Below are 16,617 nucleotides of genomic sequence, written 5' to 3' on the forward strand. Positions count from 1 at the left end.
CGGGCAACCGCAGCACCATCCGGCGGGTCACGAAGAGCGACGGCCCCCGGACGTCATCTCACCCACGGGGTGCAGGGGCGGAGCCCCGCCGGGGTGCAGGGGCGGAGCCCCGGAGAGGAGGCTGGGGCGGAGCCCCGGAGAGGAGGCGGGGGCGTCAGCCCCCGCACCACCCCACCGTAGCGGAGCGGCGGAGCACCTCGCCCGTGCGGGCCGCGGCGCCCACAGCCACGTACCGGCGAAGGGCGCCCACAGTCACGTACAAGCGAACGGCGCCCACCACCCCGTACAAAGAACTACGCGCCGATCGCGTGCAGTCCCCCGTCCACGTGGACGATCTCGCCCGTCGTCTTCGGGAACCAGTCCGAGAGCAGGGCCACGACGCCGCGGCCGGCCGGCTCCGGGTCGTCCAGCTTCCACTCGAGCGGGGAGCGCGAGTCCCAGACCGCGGCCAGTTCGCCGAAGCCCGGGATGGACTTCGCGGCCATCGAGCCGAGCGGGCCGGCCGAGACCAGGTTGCAGCGGATGTCGTGCTTGCCCAGGTCACGCGCCATGTAGCGGCTCGTGGCCTCCAGGGCGGCCTTGGCCGGGCCCATCCAGTCGTACTGCGGCCAGGCGAACTTCGCGTCGAAGGTGAGGCCGACGACGGACCCGCCCTCGGTCATCAGCGGCATCAGCGCCATCGTCAGCGACTTCAGCGAGAAGGCCGAGACGTGCATGGCGGTCGAGACGGACTCGAACGGCGTGTTCAGGAAGTTGCCGCCGAGGGCGTCCTGCGGCGCGAAGCCGATGGAGTGCACGACACCGTCGAGACGGTCGCCGAGCACCTCACGGACCTGGCCCTCCAGACGCGCGAGGTGCTCGTCGTTGGACACGTCCAGCTCGAGGACCTTGACGTCCGGGTTGGGCAGCTTCTTCGCGATGCGCTCGGTCAGCGTCGGCCGCGGCCATGCGGTGAGGATGATCTCCGCGCCCTGCTCCTGGGCCAGCTTGGCCGTGTGGAAGGCGATGGAGGACTCCATCAGCACACCGGTGATGAGGATCTTCTTGCCCTCGAGGATTCCAGCCATGGTGATCAGTGACCCATTCCCAGTCCGCCGTCAACCGGGATGACGGCACCAGTGATGTACGAAGCGTTGTCGGACGCCAGGAACTGGACCGCCGCGGCGATCTCCTCCGGCTGCGCGTACCGGCCGAGCGGCACCTGCGAGACGATGCCCGCGCGCTGCTCGTCGGTGAGGACCTTGGTCATGTCGGTGTCGACGAAACCGGGCGCCACGACGTTGAAAGTGATGTTGCGCGAGCCGAGCTCACGGGCGAGGGAGCGCGCGAAGCCGACGAGGGCGGCCTTGGAGGCGGCGTAGTTGGCCTGGCCCGCGGAGCCGAGCAGGCCCACGACCGACGAGATCAGGACGACGCGGCCCTTCTTCGCGCGCAGCATGCCGCGGTTGGCGCGCTTGACCACGCGGAACGTGCCGGTGAGGTTGGTGTCGAGGACGGACGTGAAGTCCTCCTCGGACATCCGCATGAGGAGCTGGTCCTTGGTGACGCCGGCGTTGGCGACGAGCACCTCGACGGGACCGTGCTTCTCCTCGATCTCCTTGTAGGCCTGGTCCACCTGCTCGCTGTCGGTGATGTCGCACTTGACGGCGAGGAGACCCAGCTTCTCGAGCTCCGCGGGGTCGCCCGAGCGGTATGTGATCGCGACCTTGTCGCCTGCCTCCACGAAGGCCTGGGCGATGGCGAGGCCGATGCCCCGGTTTCCTCCGGTGACGAGAACCGAGCGGCTCAACGGATCACCCTTTCGATAGTGGTCGGATACCCGGAAACTTATCTGGCCCGCCTCGGTTACGGAGAATCGGTCACCCACAGTGGCTCGGAGCAGTCCCTGTCGGGTCCCTACAGAAAGCTGGTGCCGTAGTGCCGCAAGCACCTCACGCCCTCGACGCGACCTTTACCGCACTTCCGCTGCGCGCGCTCGCCGACGCCGCGCTGGCCCGGGCCCGTGCGCTCGGCGCGGAGCACGCCGACTTCCGCATGGAGCGGGTGCGCAGCGCGGCCTGGCGGCTGCGGGACGCGAAGCCGTCCGGTTCGTCGGACACCACAGATCTCGGCTATGCCGTACGAGTGGTGCACGGCGGGGCCTGGGGCTTCGCCTCCGGGGTCGATCTGACGATGGACGCCGCCGCGAAGGTGGCCTCGCAGGCCGTCGCCATGGCGAAGCTGTCGGCGCAGGTCATCGCGGCGGCGGGGTCGGATGAACGCGTGGAGCTGGCTGCGGAGCCCGTGCATGCCGACAAGGAGTGGGTCTCCTCGTACGAGATCAATCCCTTCGACGTGCCGGACACCGAGAAGACGGCGCTGCTCGCCGACTGGAGCGCGCGGCTGCTCCGCGCCGAGGGGGTCGCGCATGTGGACGCCTCGCTCCTGACGGTGCAGGAGAACAAGTTCTACGCGGACACGGCCGGCACCGTCACCACGCAGCAACGGGTGCGGCTGCACCCGGAGTTGACGGCCACGGCGGTGGACGAGCGGACCGGCGAGTTCGACTCGATGCGCACCATCGCGCCGCCGGTGGGCCGCGGCTGGGAGTACCTCGTCGGCGGAGCGGTGTGGGACTGGGACGCCGAGCTGGCGCAGATCCCGGAGTTCCTGGCCGAGAAGATGCGGGCGCCGAGTGTGGAGGCGGGGCGCTACGACCTCGTCGTGGATCCCTCGAATCTCTGGCTGACCATCCACGAGTCGATCGGGCACGCGACCGAGCTGGACCGTGCGCTCGGTTACGAGGCGGCGTACGCGGGCACGTCGTTCGCCACCTTCGACCAGCTCGGCAAGTTGAAGTACGGCTCCGAGATCATGAACGTGACCGGTGACCGCACCGCCGAGCACGGCCTCGCGACCGTCGGGTACGACGACGAGGGCGTCGAGGGCCAGTCCTGGGATCTGGTGAAGGACGGGACGCTGGTGGGCTACCAGCTGGACCGCCGGATCGCGAAGCTCACCGGCTTCGAGCGGTCCAACGGCTGTGCGTACGCGGACTCCCCCGGCCATGTCCCCGTGCAGCGGATGGCCAACGTGTCGTTGCAGCCCGCGCCCGCGGGGCCCACGACCGACGAGCTGATCGCGGGCGTCGAGCGCGGGATCTATGTGGTCGGCGACCGGTCCTGGTCCATCGACATGCAGCGCTACAACTTCCAGTTCACCGGTCAGCGCTTCTTCCGGATCGAGAACGGCCGGCTCGCGGGCCAGCTGCGCGATGTGGCGTACCAGGCGACGACCACCGACTTCTGGGGTTCGATGGCGGCGGTCGGCGGCCCGGACACGTATGTGCTCGGCGGCGCCTTCAACTGCGGCAAGGCGCAGCCCGGCCAGGTGGCGGCGGTGTCGCACGGCTGCCCCTCGGCCCTCTTCCAGAACGTGAACATCCTCAACACCACGCAGGAGGCGGGTCGATGAGCGTCAGCCACGGAATCGGCTGGGGGTCCGGGGGCCCGCGGCGGAGCCGCTGGTGTCACGCCCCGGGAAAGCACAGTCTCAACACGACGCAGGAGGCCGGTCGATGAGCGCGCGCAGGAACGGTGTGAGCAAGCCGCACGAGATCGTGGAGCGTGCCCTCGAACTCTCCACCGCGGACGGGTGCGTGGTCATCGCCGACGAGGAGTCCAGCGCGAATCTGCGCTGGGCGGGCAACGCGCTGACCACCAACGGTGTGACGCGCGGCCGCACCCTCACCGTCATCGCCACCGTCGACGGCAAGGAGGGCACCGCCTCCGGGGTCGTCTCACGCTCGGCCGTCACGGCGGCGGACCTGGAGGATCTCGTACGGTCCGCCGAGAAGGCCGCGCGGGACGGCGAACCGGCCGAGGACGCCCAGGAGTTGGTGTCCGGCACGCCCGCGTCGCCGCGGTTCACGGAGGCGCCGGCCGAGACCTCGTCGGCCGTCTTCGCGGAGTTCGCTCCCGCGCTCGGCGAGGCCTTCGCGCGTGCCCGCGCCGGCGACCGCGAGCTGTACGGCTTCGCGCACCACGAGATGACTTCGAGCTATGTCGGTACGTCGACAGGGCTGCGTCTGCGGCACGACCAGCCCAACGGCACCCTTGAGCTCAACGCCAAGTCCCCGGACCGTACGCGCTCGGCGTGGGGCGGGCGCGCGACGCGGGACTTCAAGGATGTGGACCCGGGCGCGCTCGACGCCGAGCTCGCGCAGCGCCTCGCCTGGGCCGAGCGGCGGATCGAGCTGCCGGCGGGCCGCTACGAGACGCTGCTCCCGCCGACGGCCGTGGCGGACCTGCTGATCTACCAGTACTGGTCCTCGGCGGGACGGGACGCGGCCGAGGGGCGCACGGTCTTCTCGAAGCCGGGCGGCGGCACGAAAATCGGCGAGCGGCTCAGCGCACTGCCCCTGACCTTGCGCAGCGACCCGGACGAGCCCGGCCTGGAGTCGGCGCCCTTCGTCATCGCCCACGCCTCGGGGGACACCTCGTCCGTGTTCGACAACGGGCTGCCCCTCGGGCCCACCGAGTGGATCCGCGAGGGCGAGCTCGCGCAGCTGCTCACCACCCGGCACAGCGCGGGGCTCACCGGGCTGCCGCTCGCCCCCGACATCGACAACCTGATCCTGGAGGGCGGCGAGGACCGCTCGCTGGAGGAGATGGTCGCGGGGACGGAGCGCGGGCTGCTGCTCACCTGCCTCTGGTACATCCGCGAGGTCGACCCCGCGTCGCTGCTCCTGACCGGTCTGACGCGGGACGGCGTGTACCTCGTCGAGCACGGCGAGGTGGTCGGCGAGGTGAACAACTTCCGCTTCAACGAGTCGCCGGTCGACCTGCTCGGGCGGGCCACGCAGGCGGGCCGCACGGAGAAGACGCTGCCGCGCGAGTGGGGCGACTACTTCACGCGCGCCGCGAGCCGCCGCTGCGGGTGCCGGACTTCAACATGAGTTCGGTGAGCCAGGGGGTGTGAGTCACGGGGGTGTGGGTCCGGGGCCGGCCGGGCGGTCTTGCCGATCGGAATGCGTTCGGCCGTCGTACCCCCGCCCCCATAGACTGGTGCAGCGCCCCGGCTAACCGCGGGCGCTTCACCACTCCCGAGGAGAACCAGGACCGTGACGGACATCGTCGACGAGCTGAAGTGGCGCGGCCTTTTCGCCCAGTCCACTGACGAAGACGCCCTGCGCAAGGCGCTCGCGGACGGCCCCGTCACGTATTACTGCGGCTTCGACCCGACCGCGGCGAGCCTGCACGTGGGCCACCTCGTCCAGGTCCTCACGCTGCGCCGGCTGCAGCAGGCCGGGCACAAGCCGCTCGCCCTGGTGGGCGGCGCGACCGGCCAGATCGGCGACCCGCGCCCGACGGCCGAGCGCACGCTGAACGACCCGGCGGTCATCGCCGAGTGGGTGCAGCGGCTGCGCGCGCAGATCGAGCCGTTCCTCGACTTCGAGGGCGAGAACGCGGCACAGATGGTGAACAACCTGGACTGGACCGCGGGCATGTCCGCGATCGAGTTCCTGCGCGACATCGGCAAGCACTTCCGCGTCAACAAGATGCTCACCAAGGACTCGGTGGCCCGCCGCCTGGAGTCCCAGGAGGGCATCAGCTACACGGAGTTCAGCTACCAGCTCCTTCAGGGCATGGACTTCCTGGAGCTGTACCGGCGCTACGGCTGTGTCATCCAGCAGGGCGGCTCGGACCAGTGGGGCAACCTGACGGCCGGCATCGACCTGATCCACCGGCTGCACCCCGAGGCGCAGGTGCACTGCTACTCGACGCCGCTGATGGTGAAGTCGGACGGCACCAAGTTCGGCAAGACCGAGGGCGGGGCCATCTGGCTCGACCCGGAGATGACCACGCCGTACGCGTTCTACCAGTTCTGGCTGAACACGGACGACCGGGACATCTCCACGTACATGCGCATCCTGTCCTTCAAGTCCCGCGAGGAGCTCGAAGAGCTGGAGAAGCAGACCGAGGAGCGCCCCCAGGCCCGCGCCGCGCAGCGCGCGCTGGCCGAGGAGCTCACCACGCTCGTGCACGGCGCCGACCAGTGCGCGGCCGTCATCAACGCCTCCAAGGCGCTGTTCGGCCAGGGCGAGCTCGCCGACCTGGACGAGGCCACGCTGGCCGCCGCCCTGTCCGAGCTGCCGCACGCCGAGGTCACCGAGCTCGGCCTGGTCACGGACCTGTTCGCCGAGGTCGGCCTGGTCGCGTCGAAGTCGGCCGCGCGCCGCACCGTGAAGGAGGGCGGCGCGTACGTGAACAACGTCAAGGTCGCCGCCGAGGACGCGGTCGCCACCCGGGACCAGCTGCTGCACGGCCGCTGGCTGGTGCTGCGGCGCGGCAAGAGGAACCTGGCGGCGATCGAGGTCGCCGCCGGCTGACCCGCCGTACGCCGGCGTACGCAGCGTCGTACGCACGGGGCCCGCGAGAAACCATCCGATCGTACGGGGCCCACGAGAAACCATCCGATCGTACGGGGCCCACGAGAAGCCGTCCGCACGAAGCGACAAGAAGAGGGGCCGGTCCACACGGACCGGCCCCTCTTCACGTGCGGGATGTCAGGTGACCTGTCTGCTGCTGCCGCCCTTGACCGCCTTGTAGATCATGTCGCCCAGGAAGACGAGCACGACCGCCGCCGCGATCTGCAGCGCGTGCCGGCCCCAGTCGATGCCCCGGGTCTCGTCGATGCCGAAACCGGCCGCGAGCGAGTTGCCGACCACACCGCCGATGATGCCGAGGATCGTCGTCATCCAGAGCGGCATGTGCTGCTTGCCGGGCAGGATCGCCTTCGCGAGCAGGCCCAGCACGAATCCCACAATGATCGCCCACAACCAGCCCATGACCGCCTCCTCATATGCGCACGGGTGAGCAGTACGGCCAGTCTCCGCCCCTGCGCCATACGGCGCATGTCGGGCAGACCCATACGCGGTACGGCGCAGGCCGTCCGCCCGGGCCGGAGCCAACCCGGTCTCGAATGCTGCGCAGGCCGGGCGTACCGTGGAGCCGTGTCCGGTCCGGGGAGAGTCCGGCGGTGTGAGCGGGTGGTGGAACGTGATGCGGAAGCAGCGCACGACGGGCGGAGCAGAGGTTTTCCGGATCACCGGGGCGCGCCAGTCGCTCGCGGACGACGTACGGGGACGGCAGCGGCGCTACGTCATCTCCATGTCGATCCGCACTCTTTCGGTGATTCTCGCGGCGGTCCTGTGGAACGTGGAGCGGCATGTCGCGATCGTGGCGCTCGCCGCGGGCATGCTGCTGCCCTACATCGCGGTCGTGATCGCCAACGCCGGGCGGGAGAACGCCCCTTCGCTGCCCTCGACCTTCGTCCCGGCCCCCGTGCGGCCGGTGCTGCCGCCACCCTCCGTGGCCGACCGTGCGGAATCCGTGCCGGAATCCGCGGCGCGGGAGGGACAGGAGGGTTCCGGCACCCGGAGCTGACCTGCACCGGTCCGCAAAGCTCAAGAAAAGCTCAGATCAATCATGTAGTTCCGGTGCACCGCACGGGGTCCCCCGTGACATACTTCGTACGCGCTCCGCATCCCCCGTCGGAGCGACGGACCGACGCCGGGCAGCTCCCCCCGTGGCTGCTCGGCGTCGCCTTTTCCGGAGCGTTTAGGGTTGAGGCGTGATCCTCCCCGAACCCTCCCTCGACACCCCTCAGTGCTCCGCCAAGGGCTGCCGGACCGACGCGGTCTGGGTGCTCGCCTGGAACAACCCGAAGGTGCACACGCCGGAGCGGCGCAAGACCTGGCTCGCCTGCGAGGAGCACCGCGAGCACCTGTCCCAGTTCCTGGGTGTGCGCGGGTTCTTGAAGGACGTGGTGCGGCTCGCCGACTGGGAGGCCGCACAGGAGTCGTGAGCCTGTACACCGCAGGGGCCGTACGGCACCTGGGTCAGACGCAGAGGGCCTCGCCGCACGATCGCGGCGAGGCCCTCTGCGTCTGACCGGGGCGGCTCAGCCGCCGATCGCCGACATGGGGCGGGAGGGCTGCAGGAACGTCGGGTCGTCAAGGCCGGAACCGGCCTTCTTGCCCCACATCGCCAGCTTCCACAGGCGGGCCACCTCTTCGTCCGAGGAGTCCTCGGCGCGCAGGGCCGCGCGCAGGTCGGTCTCCTCGGTGGCGAACAGGCAGGTGCGGACCTGGCCGTCGGCCGTCAGGCGCGTACGGTCGCAGGCGCGGCAGAACGGGCGGGTGACCGAGGCGATCACCCCGACCGTGTGCGGGCCGCCGTCGACGATCCAGCGCTCGGCCGGGGCGGAGCCGCGCTCCTCCTGGCCCTCCTCGGTGAGCGTGAAGCGGGTGCGCAGCGACTGGAGGATGTCGCCGGCGGTGATCATGCCTTCGCGCTTCCAGCCGTGCTGGGCGTCCAGGGGCATCTGCTCGATGAAGCGGAGCTCGTACTCGTTCTCCATCGCCCAGGCGAGGAGGTCCGGGGCCTCGTCGTCGTTGAGCCCCGGCATCAGGACCGCGTTGACCTTGACCGGGGTCAGGCCGGCCTCGCGGGCGGCGGCCATGCCGTCGAGCACGTCCTGGTGGCGGTCGCGGCGGGTGAGGGTCTTGAAGACGTCGGGGCGCAGGGTGTCCAGCGAGACGTTGACCCGGTCGAGGCCGGCGGCCTTCAGGGCCGTGGCGGTGCGCTTGAGGCCGATGCCGTTGGTCGTCAGGGACATCTTGGGGCGCGGCTCGAGGGCCGCGACGCGCTCGACGATGCCGACGATCCCGGGGCGCAGCAGCGGCTCGCCGCCGGTGAAGCGGACCTCTTCGATGCCGAGGTGGGTGACGGCGATACGGATCAGGCGGACGATCTCGTCATCGGTGAGCAGATCGGGCTTGGCCAGCCACTGCAGGCCCTCCTCGGGCATGCAGTACGTGCACCGCAGATTGCACCGGTCGGTCAGTGAGACCCGGAGATCGGTGGCCACGCGGCCGAACGTGTCGATGAGCACGTGGCCCCTCCCTCGCACATTCCGGTGAACGTCCTTCTGTGGAAAGCGTACGCGAGGGGGCTGACACGCATCAGGGTGCTGATCGCACAGCTACGGCCACGGCCGCGTCGTAGAGTCCTACGACGCGGCCGTGAGCAGGGCGTATGCCATATACAAAGCGCCTTGCGCCGTACAGCGACGGTCAGTGGGCGCCCGTGCCGGTGAGCGAGCGGACCTCGAGCTCCGCGTACTTGCCGGTGTCGGGCTCCTCCTTGGACAGGACCGTGCCGAGCCAGCCCATGAGGAAGCCGAACGGGATGGAGATGAGGCCGGGGTTCTTCAGCGGGAACCAGGCGAAGTCCACGTCCGGGAACATCGCCTTCGGGTCGCCGGAGACGACGGGCGAGAACAGCACCAGGCCGACGGCGACGATCAGACCGCCGTAGATCGACCACAGCGCGCCCTGGGTGGTGAACCGCTTCCAGAACAGGCTGTAGAGGATCGTCGGCAGGTTGGCCGAGGCGGCGACCGCGAACGCGAGGGCGACCAGACCGGCGACGTTGAGGTCGCGGGCCATGGCGCCGAGCAGGATGGAGACCGCGCCGATGCCGATGGTGGCGAGGCGGGCCGCGCGGATCTCCTCCTTCTCGGTGGCCTGCCCCTTCTTGATGACGTTGGCGTAGATGTCGTGCGCGAAGGAGGACGAGGAGGCCAGCGTCAGACCGGCGACCACGGCAAGGATCGTCGCGAACGCCACCGCGGAGATGGTGGCCAGCAGGATCGCGCCCCAGGCCGAGTCCACGCCGCCCAGGTGCAGGGCGAGCAGCGGGGCCGCGGTGTTGCCGGCCGGGTTGGAGGCGATGATCTCGTCCGGCTTGATCAGGGCCGCCGCGCCGAAGCCGAGCGCGATGGTCATCAGGTAGAAGCCGCCGATGATGCCGATCGCCCAGTTCACCGACTTACGGGCGGCCTTGGCGTTGGGCACCGTGTAGAAGCGGATCAGGATGTGCGGCAGTCCCGCGGTGCCGAGCACCAGGGCGATGCCGAGCGAGATGAAGTCCAGCTTCGAGGTGGCGTTCAGGCCGTACTGGAGGCCGGGCTCCAGGAAGGCCGCGCCCTTGCCGCTGTTCTCGGCGGCGGTGCCGAGCAGGTCGGAGATGTTGAAGTTGAACTTGAGCAGCACCAGGAAGGTGATGAGCAGGGTGCCGCCGATGAGCAGCACCGCCTTGACCATCTGGACCCAGGTGGTGCCCTTCATGCCGCCGATGGACACGTACACGATCATCAGGACGCCGACGAGGGCGACGATGCCGATCTTGCCCGCGTCCGAGGTGATGCCGAGCAGCAGCGAGACCAGGACACCCGCGCCCGCCATCTGCGCGAGCAGATAGAAGATCGAGACGACGATGGTCGAGGTGCCGGCGGCCGTACGGACGGGGCGCTGGCGCATGCGGTACGCGAGCACGTCGCCCATCGTGTAGCGGCCGGAGTTGCGCAGCGGCTCGGCGACGAGCAGGAGCGCCACCAGCCAGGCGACGAGGAAGCCGATCGAGTAGAGGAAGCCGTCGTACCCGAACAGGGCGATGGCGCCCGCGATGCCGAGGAACGAGGCGGCCGACATGTAGTCGCCGGAGACCGCGAGGCCGTTCTGGAAGGCGCTGAAGGAGCGGCCGCCCGCGTAGAAGTCGGCGGCGTCCTTCGTCTGGCGGCCGGCCCAGATGGTGATGAAGAGCGTGGCGACGACGAAGGCCGCGAACAGCGAGATGATCAGCGGCCGGTGTTCGCTGGCCTCGTTGGCCGCGAGCACGGTGTCGCCCGCGAGCAAGGTCATGGGGCTCATGCGCCGCCCTCCATACGGGACTTGATGGCCTCGGCCTTGGGGTCGAGCTTCGCGGCGGCGTGCCGCGAGTACCACCAGGCGATGAGGAACGTGGTGACGAACTGGAGGATGCCGAAGACGAAGGCGACGTTGATGTTGCCGAAGAGCTTGGCGCCCATGAAGCCGCCCGCGTAGTTCGAGAGCAGCACGTACAGCAGGTACCAGGTGATGAAGGCGACCGTGAGCGGGAACGCGAAGGAGCGGTAGGACCGGCGCAGTTCGCCGAACTCCGCGCTCTCCTGAACCTCGCGGAAGGCCTCGGTCGACGGTGTTTCGGGACCTGTTCCACCCTTCGAGGGTGGTGGTGCGTCGGTGGCCACGGAGACTCCTTGCGCAGAAGCGGTGGTTGGGGACATACGACCTCGCAGTGACGGGGATCACTCCGGGCCGGAGGGCGACTCTAGGCCTCCGCGGCGTGATCCAACAGGGGGCTGATGCTGGCTTCTCCCCCTGCCAACCGCACGGCGACGCGCGCGTTCCGGTTCAACGCCCCACCCGTTCTGTCGGAAACTTTTTCGCCCGCTCCCGTCGCCCCATTGCTGGGCCCTCGTCACGGGCTATAGCTTCGCGTTCGTTACGCGCGTCAACTGGCCGGACATCACCACCAGTTCGGGTGATTGCGCGTATCGGACAACCGTTCCCTCAACGGATGAAGTGGAGATCCCATGACTCATCTGCGTTCCAGACGGCGCCGCATCGCTGCGCCGCTGGGCCTGGTGCTCACCCTGGCCACGCTCGGCGTCGCCCCGGCCGCAGCCCAGGCCGCGACGTCGGCGGAGGTGCCGACGGCCACCACGCAGACCGGTCCGAAGCTTCCGTATGTGGTCAACACGCGGACGGACCACCGCACGATCTCCGCCGTGGAGAAGGCGATAGCCAAGGCCGGCGGTGAAGTCGTCATCACCTACCGGCAGATCGGCGTGATCGTCGTCCACTCGACGAACCCCTCGTTCGGCGAGCAGATACGCAAGGTGCGCGGCGTGCAGAGCGCGGGCGCGACTCGCACGGCGCCGCTCGCACCGGCCGGCATCACGCAGGAGGGCGGCACCGACCGGCTCTCCGCGGCCGAGGCCGCGAAGGTCAGCGGCGAGGCCGGCCCGGGCCAGGAGCCCCTCGAAGCGGACCAGTGGGATCTGCGGGCGATCGGCGCGGACAAGGCCGCGAAGATCAACCCCGGCAGCGGCAAGGTCACCGTCGGCGTGATCGACACCGGTGTGGACGACACCCACCCGGACCTCGCGCCCAACTTCTCGGCCTCGCAGTCCGCGAGTTGTGTGGGCGGCAAGCCCGACACCTCCCCCGGCGCCTGGCGGCCGACCGACCCCACGCACGACCACGGCACGCACGTGGCCGGCGAGATCGCCGCCGCGCGCAACGGTGTCGGTGTCGCGGGTGTCGCCCCCGGCGTCAAGGTCGCGGGCATCAAGGTGTCCGAGCCCGACACCCAGCTCTTCTTCCCGGAGAGCGTGGTCTGCGCCTTCGTCTTCGCCGCGGACAAGGGCATCGAGATCACCAACAACAGCTACTACGTGGACCCGTGGCTGTACAACTGCATGGACGACCCCGACCAGCGGGCGATCGTCGACGCGGTCAACCGCTCGCAGCTGTACGCCCAGCGCAAGGGCACGCTCAACGTGGCGGCCGCGGGCAACTCCAACCACGACCTCGACTCCGACGCGATCGTGGACGACTCGAGCCCGGACGACTCCACTCCGGTCGAGCGCACCATCGACCCGCACGAGTGCTTCGACATCCCGACGCAGCTGCCCGGTGTGGTCACGGTCAGCTCCACGGGCGTCAAGGGCGCCAAGTCGTACTTCTCCACGTACGGCAAGGGCGTCGTCGACGTCGCGGCGCCGGGCGGCGACAAGTACCAGATCCCCGACACCCCGTCGAAGAACGGCCGCATCCTGTCGACGCTCCCGGGCGGCGGCTGGGGCTTCAAGCAGGGCACCTCGATGGCGTCTCCGCACGCCGCCGGTGTGGCCGCGCTCCTCAAGAGCAAGTACCCGTGGGCGGGCCCGACGGCGCTCCAGTCCATGCTGAAGGCCCAGGCCGACAACCCGGGCTGCCCCACGGAGCCGTACGACGGCGACGGCGACGGCGTGGTGGACGCGTGGTGCAAGGAGGGCAAGCGCACCAACGGGTTCTACGGGGCCGGCATCGTCGACGCGCTGGACGCGGTGAACTGACCGCACGGTTGATGCACCGAGTTCGAGAACACTGAAGTACCGCACGGGCGCGCCCCTTTCGAGGGGCGGGCCCGTGCGCATGTGCGCAGCCCACCGCCCCGCCACTCCCCCGCCTCCGGAGGCCGCAGGTGAACGCGTCGCCGACCGCACTCCCCATCGACCCCCTGGTCCAGGATCTGGACAGCGAGACCGCCCGGCTGCGCGCGGCCGGACCGATCGTCCGTATCGATCTGCTCGGCGCCCCCGCCTGGACGGTCACCTCGCTCGGCGTGGCCCGCCGGCTGCTCACCGATCCGCGGCTGGTGAAGGACATCGGCGCGTGGGACCTGTTCGCCTCGGGCGCGGTGACGCGCGACTGGCCGCTGATCGGCATGGTCGACGTACCGCCGTCGATGTTCACCACGGACGGCGCGGAGCACCGGCGGCTGCGCACGAAGATCGCGCAGGCGCTGACCCCGCGCCGGGTGACGGAGCTGCGGCCGGTGATCGGTACGTATACCGAGCGGCTCCTGGACGCGATGGCGGAGCGGGCGCGCACGGCGCCGGGCGAAGCGGTCGACCTCAAGCCGGCGTTCGCCGGGCCGCTGCCGATGGCCGTGGTCTGTCACCTGATGGGGGTGGCGGAGTCCGAGATACCGCGGCAGATGCGCCTGTGGAAGGCGTTCTTCTCGATGCTCACACCCCAGGACGAGCGCCTCGCGGTGATGGCGGAGATCTACGGGATCTTCCTGGCCATGGTCGACGAGAAGCGGACCGCGCCCGGTGACGACCTGACGAGCGCGCTGATCCTCGCCGACCAGGGCGGTGCGCCGATGAGCCGCGAGGAGATCGCGGGCAACCTGCAGTCGATGATCGCCGCCGGGCACGAGACCACGATCGCGCTGCTGCTCAGTGCGGTACGCGGCCTGCTCACCCATCCCGACCAGCTGGCCCTGGTGCTGGCCGGCGAGGTGCCGTGGGAGGCGGTGATCGAGGAGGCGCTGCGCTGGGATCCGCCGGTGACGCATCTGCTCATGCGGTTCGCGACCGAGGACATCGTGGTGGCCGATGGGGGCGCCCCCGGCCCGAGCGGAGCCGGGAGCCCGGGGGACGACGGGTTCGTGATCGGCAAGGGCGAGGGCGTCGTGATGTCGTACCGCGCCATCGGCCGTGACACCGGAGCGTTCGGCGCGGACGCCGACTCCTTCGACATCACGCGGGCCGACGCCGGCCGTCATCTCGCGTTCGGGCACGGGCCGCACATCTGCCCGGGGGCCGCGCTCTCCCGTCTGGAGGCGGCCATCGCGCTGCCCGCCCTGTTCGCCCGCTTCCCGGGGCTGCGGCTCGCGGTGCCCGCCGAGGAACTGCGCAGGTCGCCGGTGCTGACGCAGAACGATCTGGAGGCGCTGCCGGTGGTGCTCGGCGACTGAGGTTGCGGGCCGATCGGCCCCGTCAACCATTGCGACAATCACATTGTTTCGGTCAAAATCGATCAATGACCGTGTCCCGCCCCTCCGTTGCGGCCGCCCCGGCCGAAGAAGCCGACGGCAGCAGGGGAGCTGACGCCCCGTCGGCCGCCGAGCGAAGATCCGCGCTGCGCCGCGGCGGCGCCGTGCTCGTCCTGCTGCTGCTCGCCGCGCTCGTCCCGCTGCTCGGACCCGACCTCGCGCTGTACGAGACGGGCGAGGCGGACGCGCCCGGCATCGGCCTGGTCACGCTCCTGCGGACGGTCATGTTCGGCGCCTTGTGCGTCCTCGCCGGACACGCAGCCGACGGCTGGCTGACCCGGCGTGTGCCGGGCGCCCCCGCGCCACGGCCCGCGAACTGGTCCCTGGCCGCCGCCGGCCTCGGCGCCGTGGCCGCCGTATGGCTCGCCCTGATCGTGGCCAACGGCAACATCCCGCCGGACTCCCTCGCCGAACTGCGTCCCGGCCGGCTGTGGCAGACCACGGACGGCCGGCTCGCGCTCCTGGAGGTCAACGCGTTCATCGCGGCCGGGTACTGCGCCCAGTCACGACGCCCCGGCAGCGCGTTCCTGCCGCTCGCGGTGATGGCCGCGGCGGAGGCACTGCGCGCCCACCCCGCCATCGGCCCCGAGGAGGACCCACTGGTCGGCAGCGCGCTGACCCTGGTCCACCTCACCTCCGCCGCGCTCTGGGCCGGCGGGCTCCTGTGGGTGCTGCGCACCCTGCGCCTGTGGCGCCCGTGGCCCGCGCAGTCGGCCGCGCTGCTCGGGCTCTACGCGCGGGTCGCGGCGGTGCTGTTCGCCGCGATCACGGCCTCGGGCATCTGCTCGACCCTGCGGAAGCTGCCGCTCGACTCGCTGTTCACCAGCGCGTACGGGCGGGTGCTCGTCGCCAAGCTGCTGCTCGTCCTCGTGATCGCGGGGCTCGCCGTGGCGGCCAGGGCACGGCTGCGGCGCGGGGCCTGGGCGGCGATCGCCCCGGCCCGCGCCGAAGTGGTCGTGCTCGGTCTTGCGGTCGCCGTCTCGGCGCTGCTCACCGCGGTGCCGGCGCCGATCTGGTGGGACACCCCGCTGTGGGGCTAGCCCGCGACGGCGCTGCGTCGCGGCCAGGGACTACGACGTGCCCGGCGCCCTCGGCACCTACGGCTTGACCAGCACCTTGAGCGCCGTCCGCGCGTCCATCGCCTTGTAGCCCTCCGGCACTTCCTCGAGGCCGACCGTCAGGTCGAAGACCGGGGACGGGTCGATGGTGCCGTCGAGCACGTCGGGCAGCAGCTCCGGGATGTACGTCCGTACCGGTGCGACACCGCCGCGCAGCGCGATGTTGCGGTCGAACATGACGCCCAGGTCGAGGCCCGTGCCGCTGCCGTGCGGGACGCCGACGAAGCCGATGGCGCCGCCGTCGCGGGTGATGTTCACGGCCGTGCTCATCGACTGCTCGGTGCCCACGGCCTCGACCACGCACATGGCGCCCTGGCCGCGGGTCAGGTTCCGTACCGCCTCGACGGCCTCCTCGCCACGCTCGGCGACCACGTCGGTGGCGCCGAACCGGCGGGCGATGTCCGTGCGCACCTGGTGGCGGCCGAGCGCGATGATCCGCTCGGCGCCGAGCCGCTTGGCGGCGAGCACCGCGCACAGGCCCACGGCGCCGTCGCCGACGACGGCCACGGTGGAGCCCTCGCGCACGCCCGCGCCGAGCGCCGCGTGGTGGCCGGTGCCCATGACGTCCGAGAGCGTGAGCAGCGCGGACAGCAGGTGGTCGTCGGAGGCGGCGTCGGCGGGCAGCTTCACCAGCGTGCCGTCGGCGTGCGGCACGCGGACGGCCTCGCCCTGGCCGCCGTCGTGCCCGACCGCGCCCCAGAAGCCGCCGTGCACGCAGGAGGTGGTGAGCCCCTCGGTGCAGTAGTCGCAGACGCCGTCGGACCACATGAACGGCGCGACGACGAGGTCGCCCGCCTGGAAGCCGCGCACGTCGGAGCCGGTCTCCTCGACGATGCCGAGGAACTCGTGCCCGATCCGCTGCCCCTTCTGGCGCGCGGCCTCGCCGCGGTAGGCCCACAGGTCGCTGCCGCAGATGCAGGCCCGCAGGACGCGGAGGACCGCGTCGGTGGGCTGCTCGACCTTGGGGTCCGGCACCTCCTCCACACGCATGTCGTACGGGGCGTGGATGGTGGTGGCGCGCATGG

General features: G+C 70.7%; 14 protein-coding genes and 1 pseudogene. 8 read left to right on the forward strand and 7 right to left on the reverse strand.

Annotation, left to right across the window (positions count from 1 at the left end; genetic code table 11):
• Nucleotides 1-293: 293 nt before the first annotated feature.
• Both fabI and fabG read right to left on the reverse strand, forming a co-directional pair.
• A complete protein-coding gene (fabI, locus tag BLT97_RS26550) occupies nt 294-1,067 on the reverse strand; it encodes an enoyl-ACP reductase FabI (protein ID WP_093614493.1) in 774 nt (257 codons plus the stop codon).
• A gap of 5 nt (nt 1,068-1,072) precedes the next feature.
• Complete coding sequence (fabG, locus tag BLT97_RS26555; RefSeq protein ID WP_093614495.1) at nt 1,073-1,789, reverse strand: 3-oxoacyl-[acyl-carrier-protein] reductase; 717 nt, start codon at nt 1,787-1,789, stop codon at nt 1,073-1,075.
• A 128-nt stretch (nt 1,790-1,917) separates the two neighbouring features.
• Here fabG and BLT97_RS26560 point away from each other — a divergent pair, with 128 nt between their 5' ends.
• From BLT97_RS26560 to tyrS, 3 genes and pseudogenes are all read left to right on the forward strand, one after another.
• Complete coding sequence (locus BLT97_RS26560; protein ID WP_093614497.1) at nt 1,918-3,453, forward strand: TldD/PmbA family protein; 1,536 nt, start codon at nt 1,918-1,920, stop codon at nt 3,451-3,453.
• A gap of 103 nt (nt 3,454-3,556) precedes the next feature.
• A pseudogene (locus BLT97_RS26565) lies at nt 3,557-4,959 on the forward strand (metallopeptidase TldD-related protein).
• Nucleotides 4,960-5,101: 142 nt separating this feature from the next.
• Nucleotides 5,102-6,370 carry a tyrosine--tRNA ligase gene (tyrS, locus tag BLT97_RS26570; protein WP_093614499.1) on the forward strand — a complete coding sequence of 423 codons (1,269 nt, stop codon included), beginning with the start codon at nt 5,102-5,104 and terminating at the stop codon, nt 6,368-6,370.
• A 177-nt stretch (nt 6,371-6,547) separates the two neighbouring features.
• Here the strand turns inward: tyrS and BLT97_RS26575 are convergent, their stop codons facing one another.
• Nucleotides 6,548-6,829: a GlsB/YeaQ/YmgE family stress response membrane protein gene (locus BLT97_RS26575; protein ID WP_093614501.1), complete on the reverse strand. Its 282-nt coding sequence runs from the start codon at nt 6,827-6,829 to the stop codon at nt 6,548-6,550.
• Between the two features lie 214 nt (nt 6,830-7,043).
• Here BLT97_RS26575 and BLT97_RS26580 point away from each other — a divergent pair, with 214 nt between their 5' ends.
• Nucleotides 7,044-7,427 (forward strand): DUF3099 domain-containing protein, encoded by a 384-nt coding sequence (locus BLT97_RS26580; RefSeq protein ID WP_093614503.1) that lies wholly within the window; start codon nt 7,044-7,046, stop codon nt 7,425-7,427.
• A 187-nt stretch (nt 7,428-7,614) separates the two neighbouring features.
• The gene (locus tag BLT97_RS26585; RefSeq protein ID WP_093614505.1) at nt 7,615-7,848 is read left to right on the forward strand and encodes a hypothetical protein; all 234 of its coding nucleotides are present in this window, start codon (nt 7,615-7,617) and stop codon (nt 7,846-7,848) included.
• A gap of 96 nt (nt 7,849-7,944) precedes the next feature.
• On the opposite strand, the gene moaA is transcribed toward BLT97_RS26585, so the two are convergent.
• The 3 genes from moaA to BLT97_RS26600 all read right to left on the reverse strand — a co-directional run bounded on the left by moaA (nt 7,945) and on the right by BLT97_RS26600 (nt 11,115).
• Nucleotides 7,945-8,937, reverse strand: coding sequence for a GTP 3',8-cyclase MoaA (moaA, locus tag BLT97_RS26590; RefSeq protein ID WP_218137326.1), 993 nt, complete (start codon nt 8,935-8,937; stop codon nt 7,945-7,947).
• A gap of 181 nt (nt 8,938-9,118) precedes the next feature.
• Nucleotides 9,119-10,756: a solute symporter family protein gene (locus tag BLT97_RS26595; RefSeq protein ID WP_093614509.1), complete on the reverse strand. Its 1,638-nt coding sequence runs from the start codon at nt 10,754-10,756 to the stop codon at nt 9,119-9,121.
• Nucleotides 10,753-11,115 carry a DUF485 domain-containing protein gene (locus tag BLT97_RS26600; protein WP_093614511.1) on the reverse strand — a complete coding sequence of 121 codons (363 nt, stop codon included), beginning with the start codon at nt 11,113-11,115 and terminating at the stop codon, nt 10,753-10,755. The genes BLT97_RS26595 and BLT97_RS26600 overlap by 4 nt, the downstream gene beginning before the upstream one ends.
• A 345-nt stretch (nt 11,116-11,460) precedes the next feature.
• Here BLT97_RS26600 and BLT97_RS26605 point away from each other — a divergent pair, with 345 nt between their 5' ends.
• From BLT97_RS26605 to BLT97_RS26615, 3 genes are all read left to right on the forward strand, one after another.
• On the forward strand, nt 11,461-12,987 hold the full coding sequence (locus tag BLT97_RS26605; protein ID WP_093614513.1) for a S8 family peptidase: 1,527 nt from the start codon (nt 11,461-11,463) through the stop codon (nt 12,985-12,987).
• Nucleotides 12,988-13,115: 128 nt separating this feature from the next.
• On the forward strand, nt 13,116-14,396 hold the full coding sequence (locus BLT97_RS26610) for a cytochrome P450 family protein (protein ID WP_093614515.1): 1,281 nt from the start codon (nt 13,116-13,118) through the stop codon (nt 14,394-14,396).
• A 65-nt stretch (nt 14,397-14,461) separates the two neighbouring features.
• Nucleotides 14,462-15,514 (forward strand): CopD family protein, encoded by a 1,053-nt coding sequence (locus tag BLT97_RS26615; RefSeq protein ID WP_093614517.1) that lies wholly within the window; start codon nt 14,462-14,464, stop codon nt 15,512-15,514.
• A 57-nt stretch (nt 15,515-15,571) separates the two neighbouring features.
• Here BLT97_RS26615 and BLT97_RS26620 read toward each other — a convergent pair whose 3' ends face one another.
• A complete protein-coding gene (locus BLT97_RS26620) occupies nt 15,572-16,615 on the reverse strand; it encodes a zinc-dependent alcohol dehydrogenase family protein (RefSeq protein WP_093614519.1) in 1,044 nt (347 codons plus the stop codon).
• Nucleotides 16,616-16,617: the final 2 nt, after the last annotated feature.

The organism is Streptomyces indicus, assembly GCF_900100315.1.
In the GTDB taxonomy this organism is placed as follows: Bacteria; Actinomycetota; Actinomycetes; order Streptomycetales; family Streptomycetaceae; genus Streptomyces; species Streptomyces indicus.

Coding starts and splice junctions, on each gene's coding strand:
- BLT97_RS26575 (WP_093614501.1), bottom strand. CDS start 6,829: ATGGGCTGGTTGTGGGCGATCATTGTGGGATTCGTGCTGGGCCTGCTC.
- BLT97_RS26620 (WP_093614519.1), bottom strand. CDS start 16,615: ATGCGCGCCACCACCATCCACGCCCCGTACGACATGCGTGTGGAGGAG.
- fabI (WP_093614493.1), bottom strand. CDS start 1,067: ATGGCTGGAATCCTCGAGGGCAAGAAGATCCTCATCACCGGTGTGCTG.
- BLT97_RS26580 (WP_093614503.1), top strand. CDS start 7,044: ATGCGGAAGCAGCGCACGACGGGCGGAGCAGAGGTTTTCCGGATCACC.
- BLT97_RS26605 (WP_093614513.1), top strand. CDS start 11,461: ATGACTCATCTGCGTTCCAGACGGCGCCGCATCGCTGCGCCGCTGGGC.
- BLT97_RS26595 (WP_093614509.1), bottom strand. CDS start 10,756: ATGAGCCCCATGACCTTGCTCGCGGGCGACACCGTGCTCGCGGCCAAC.
- BLT97_RS26615 (WP_093614517.1), top strand. CDS start 14,462: ATGACCGTGTCCCGCCCCTCCGTTGCGGCCGCCCCGGCCGAAGAAGCC.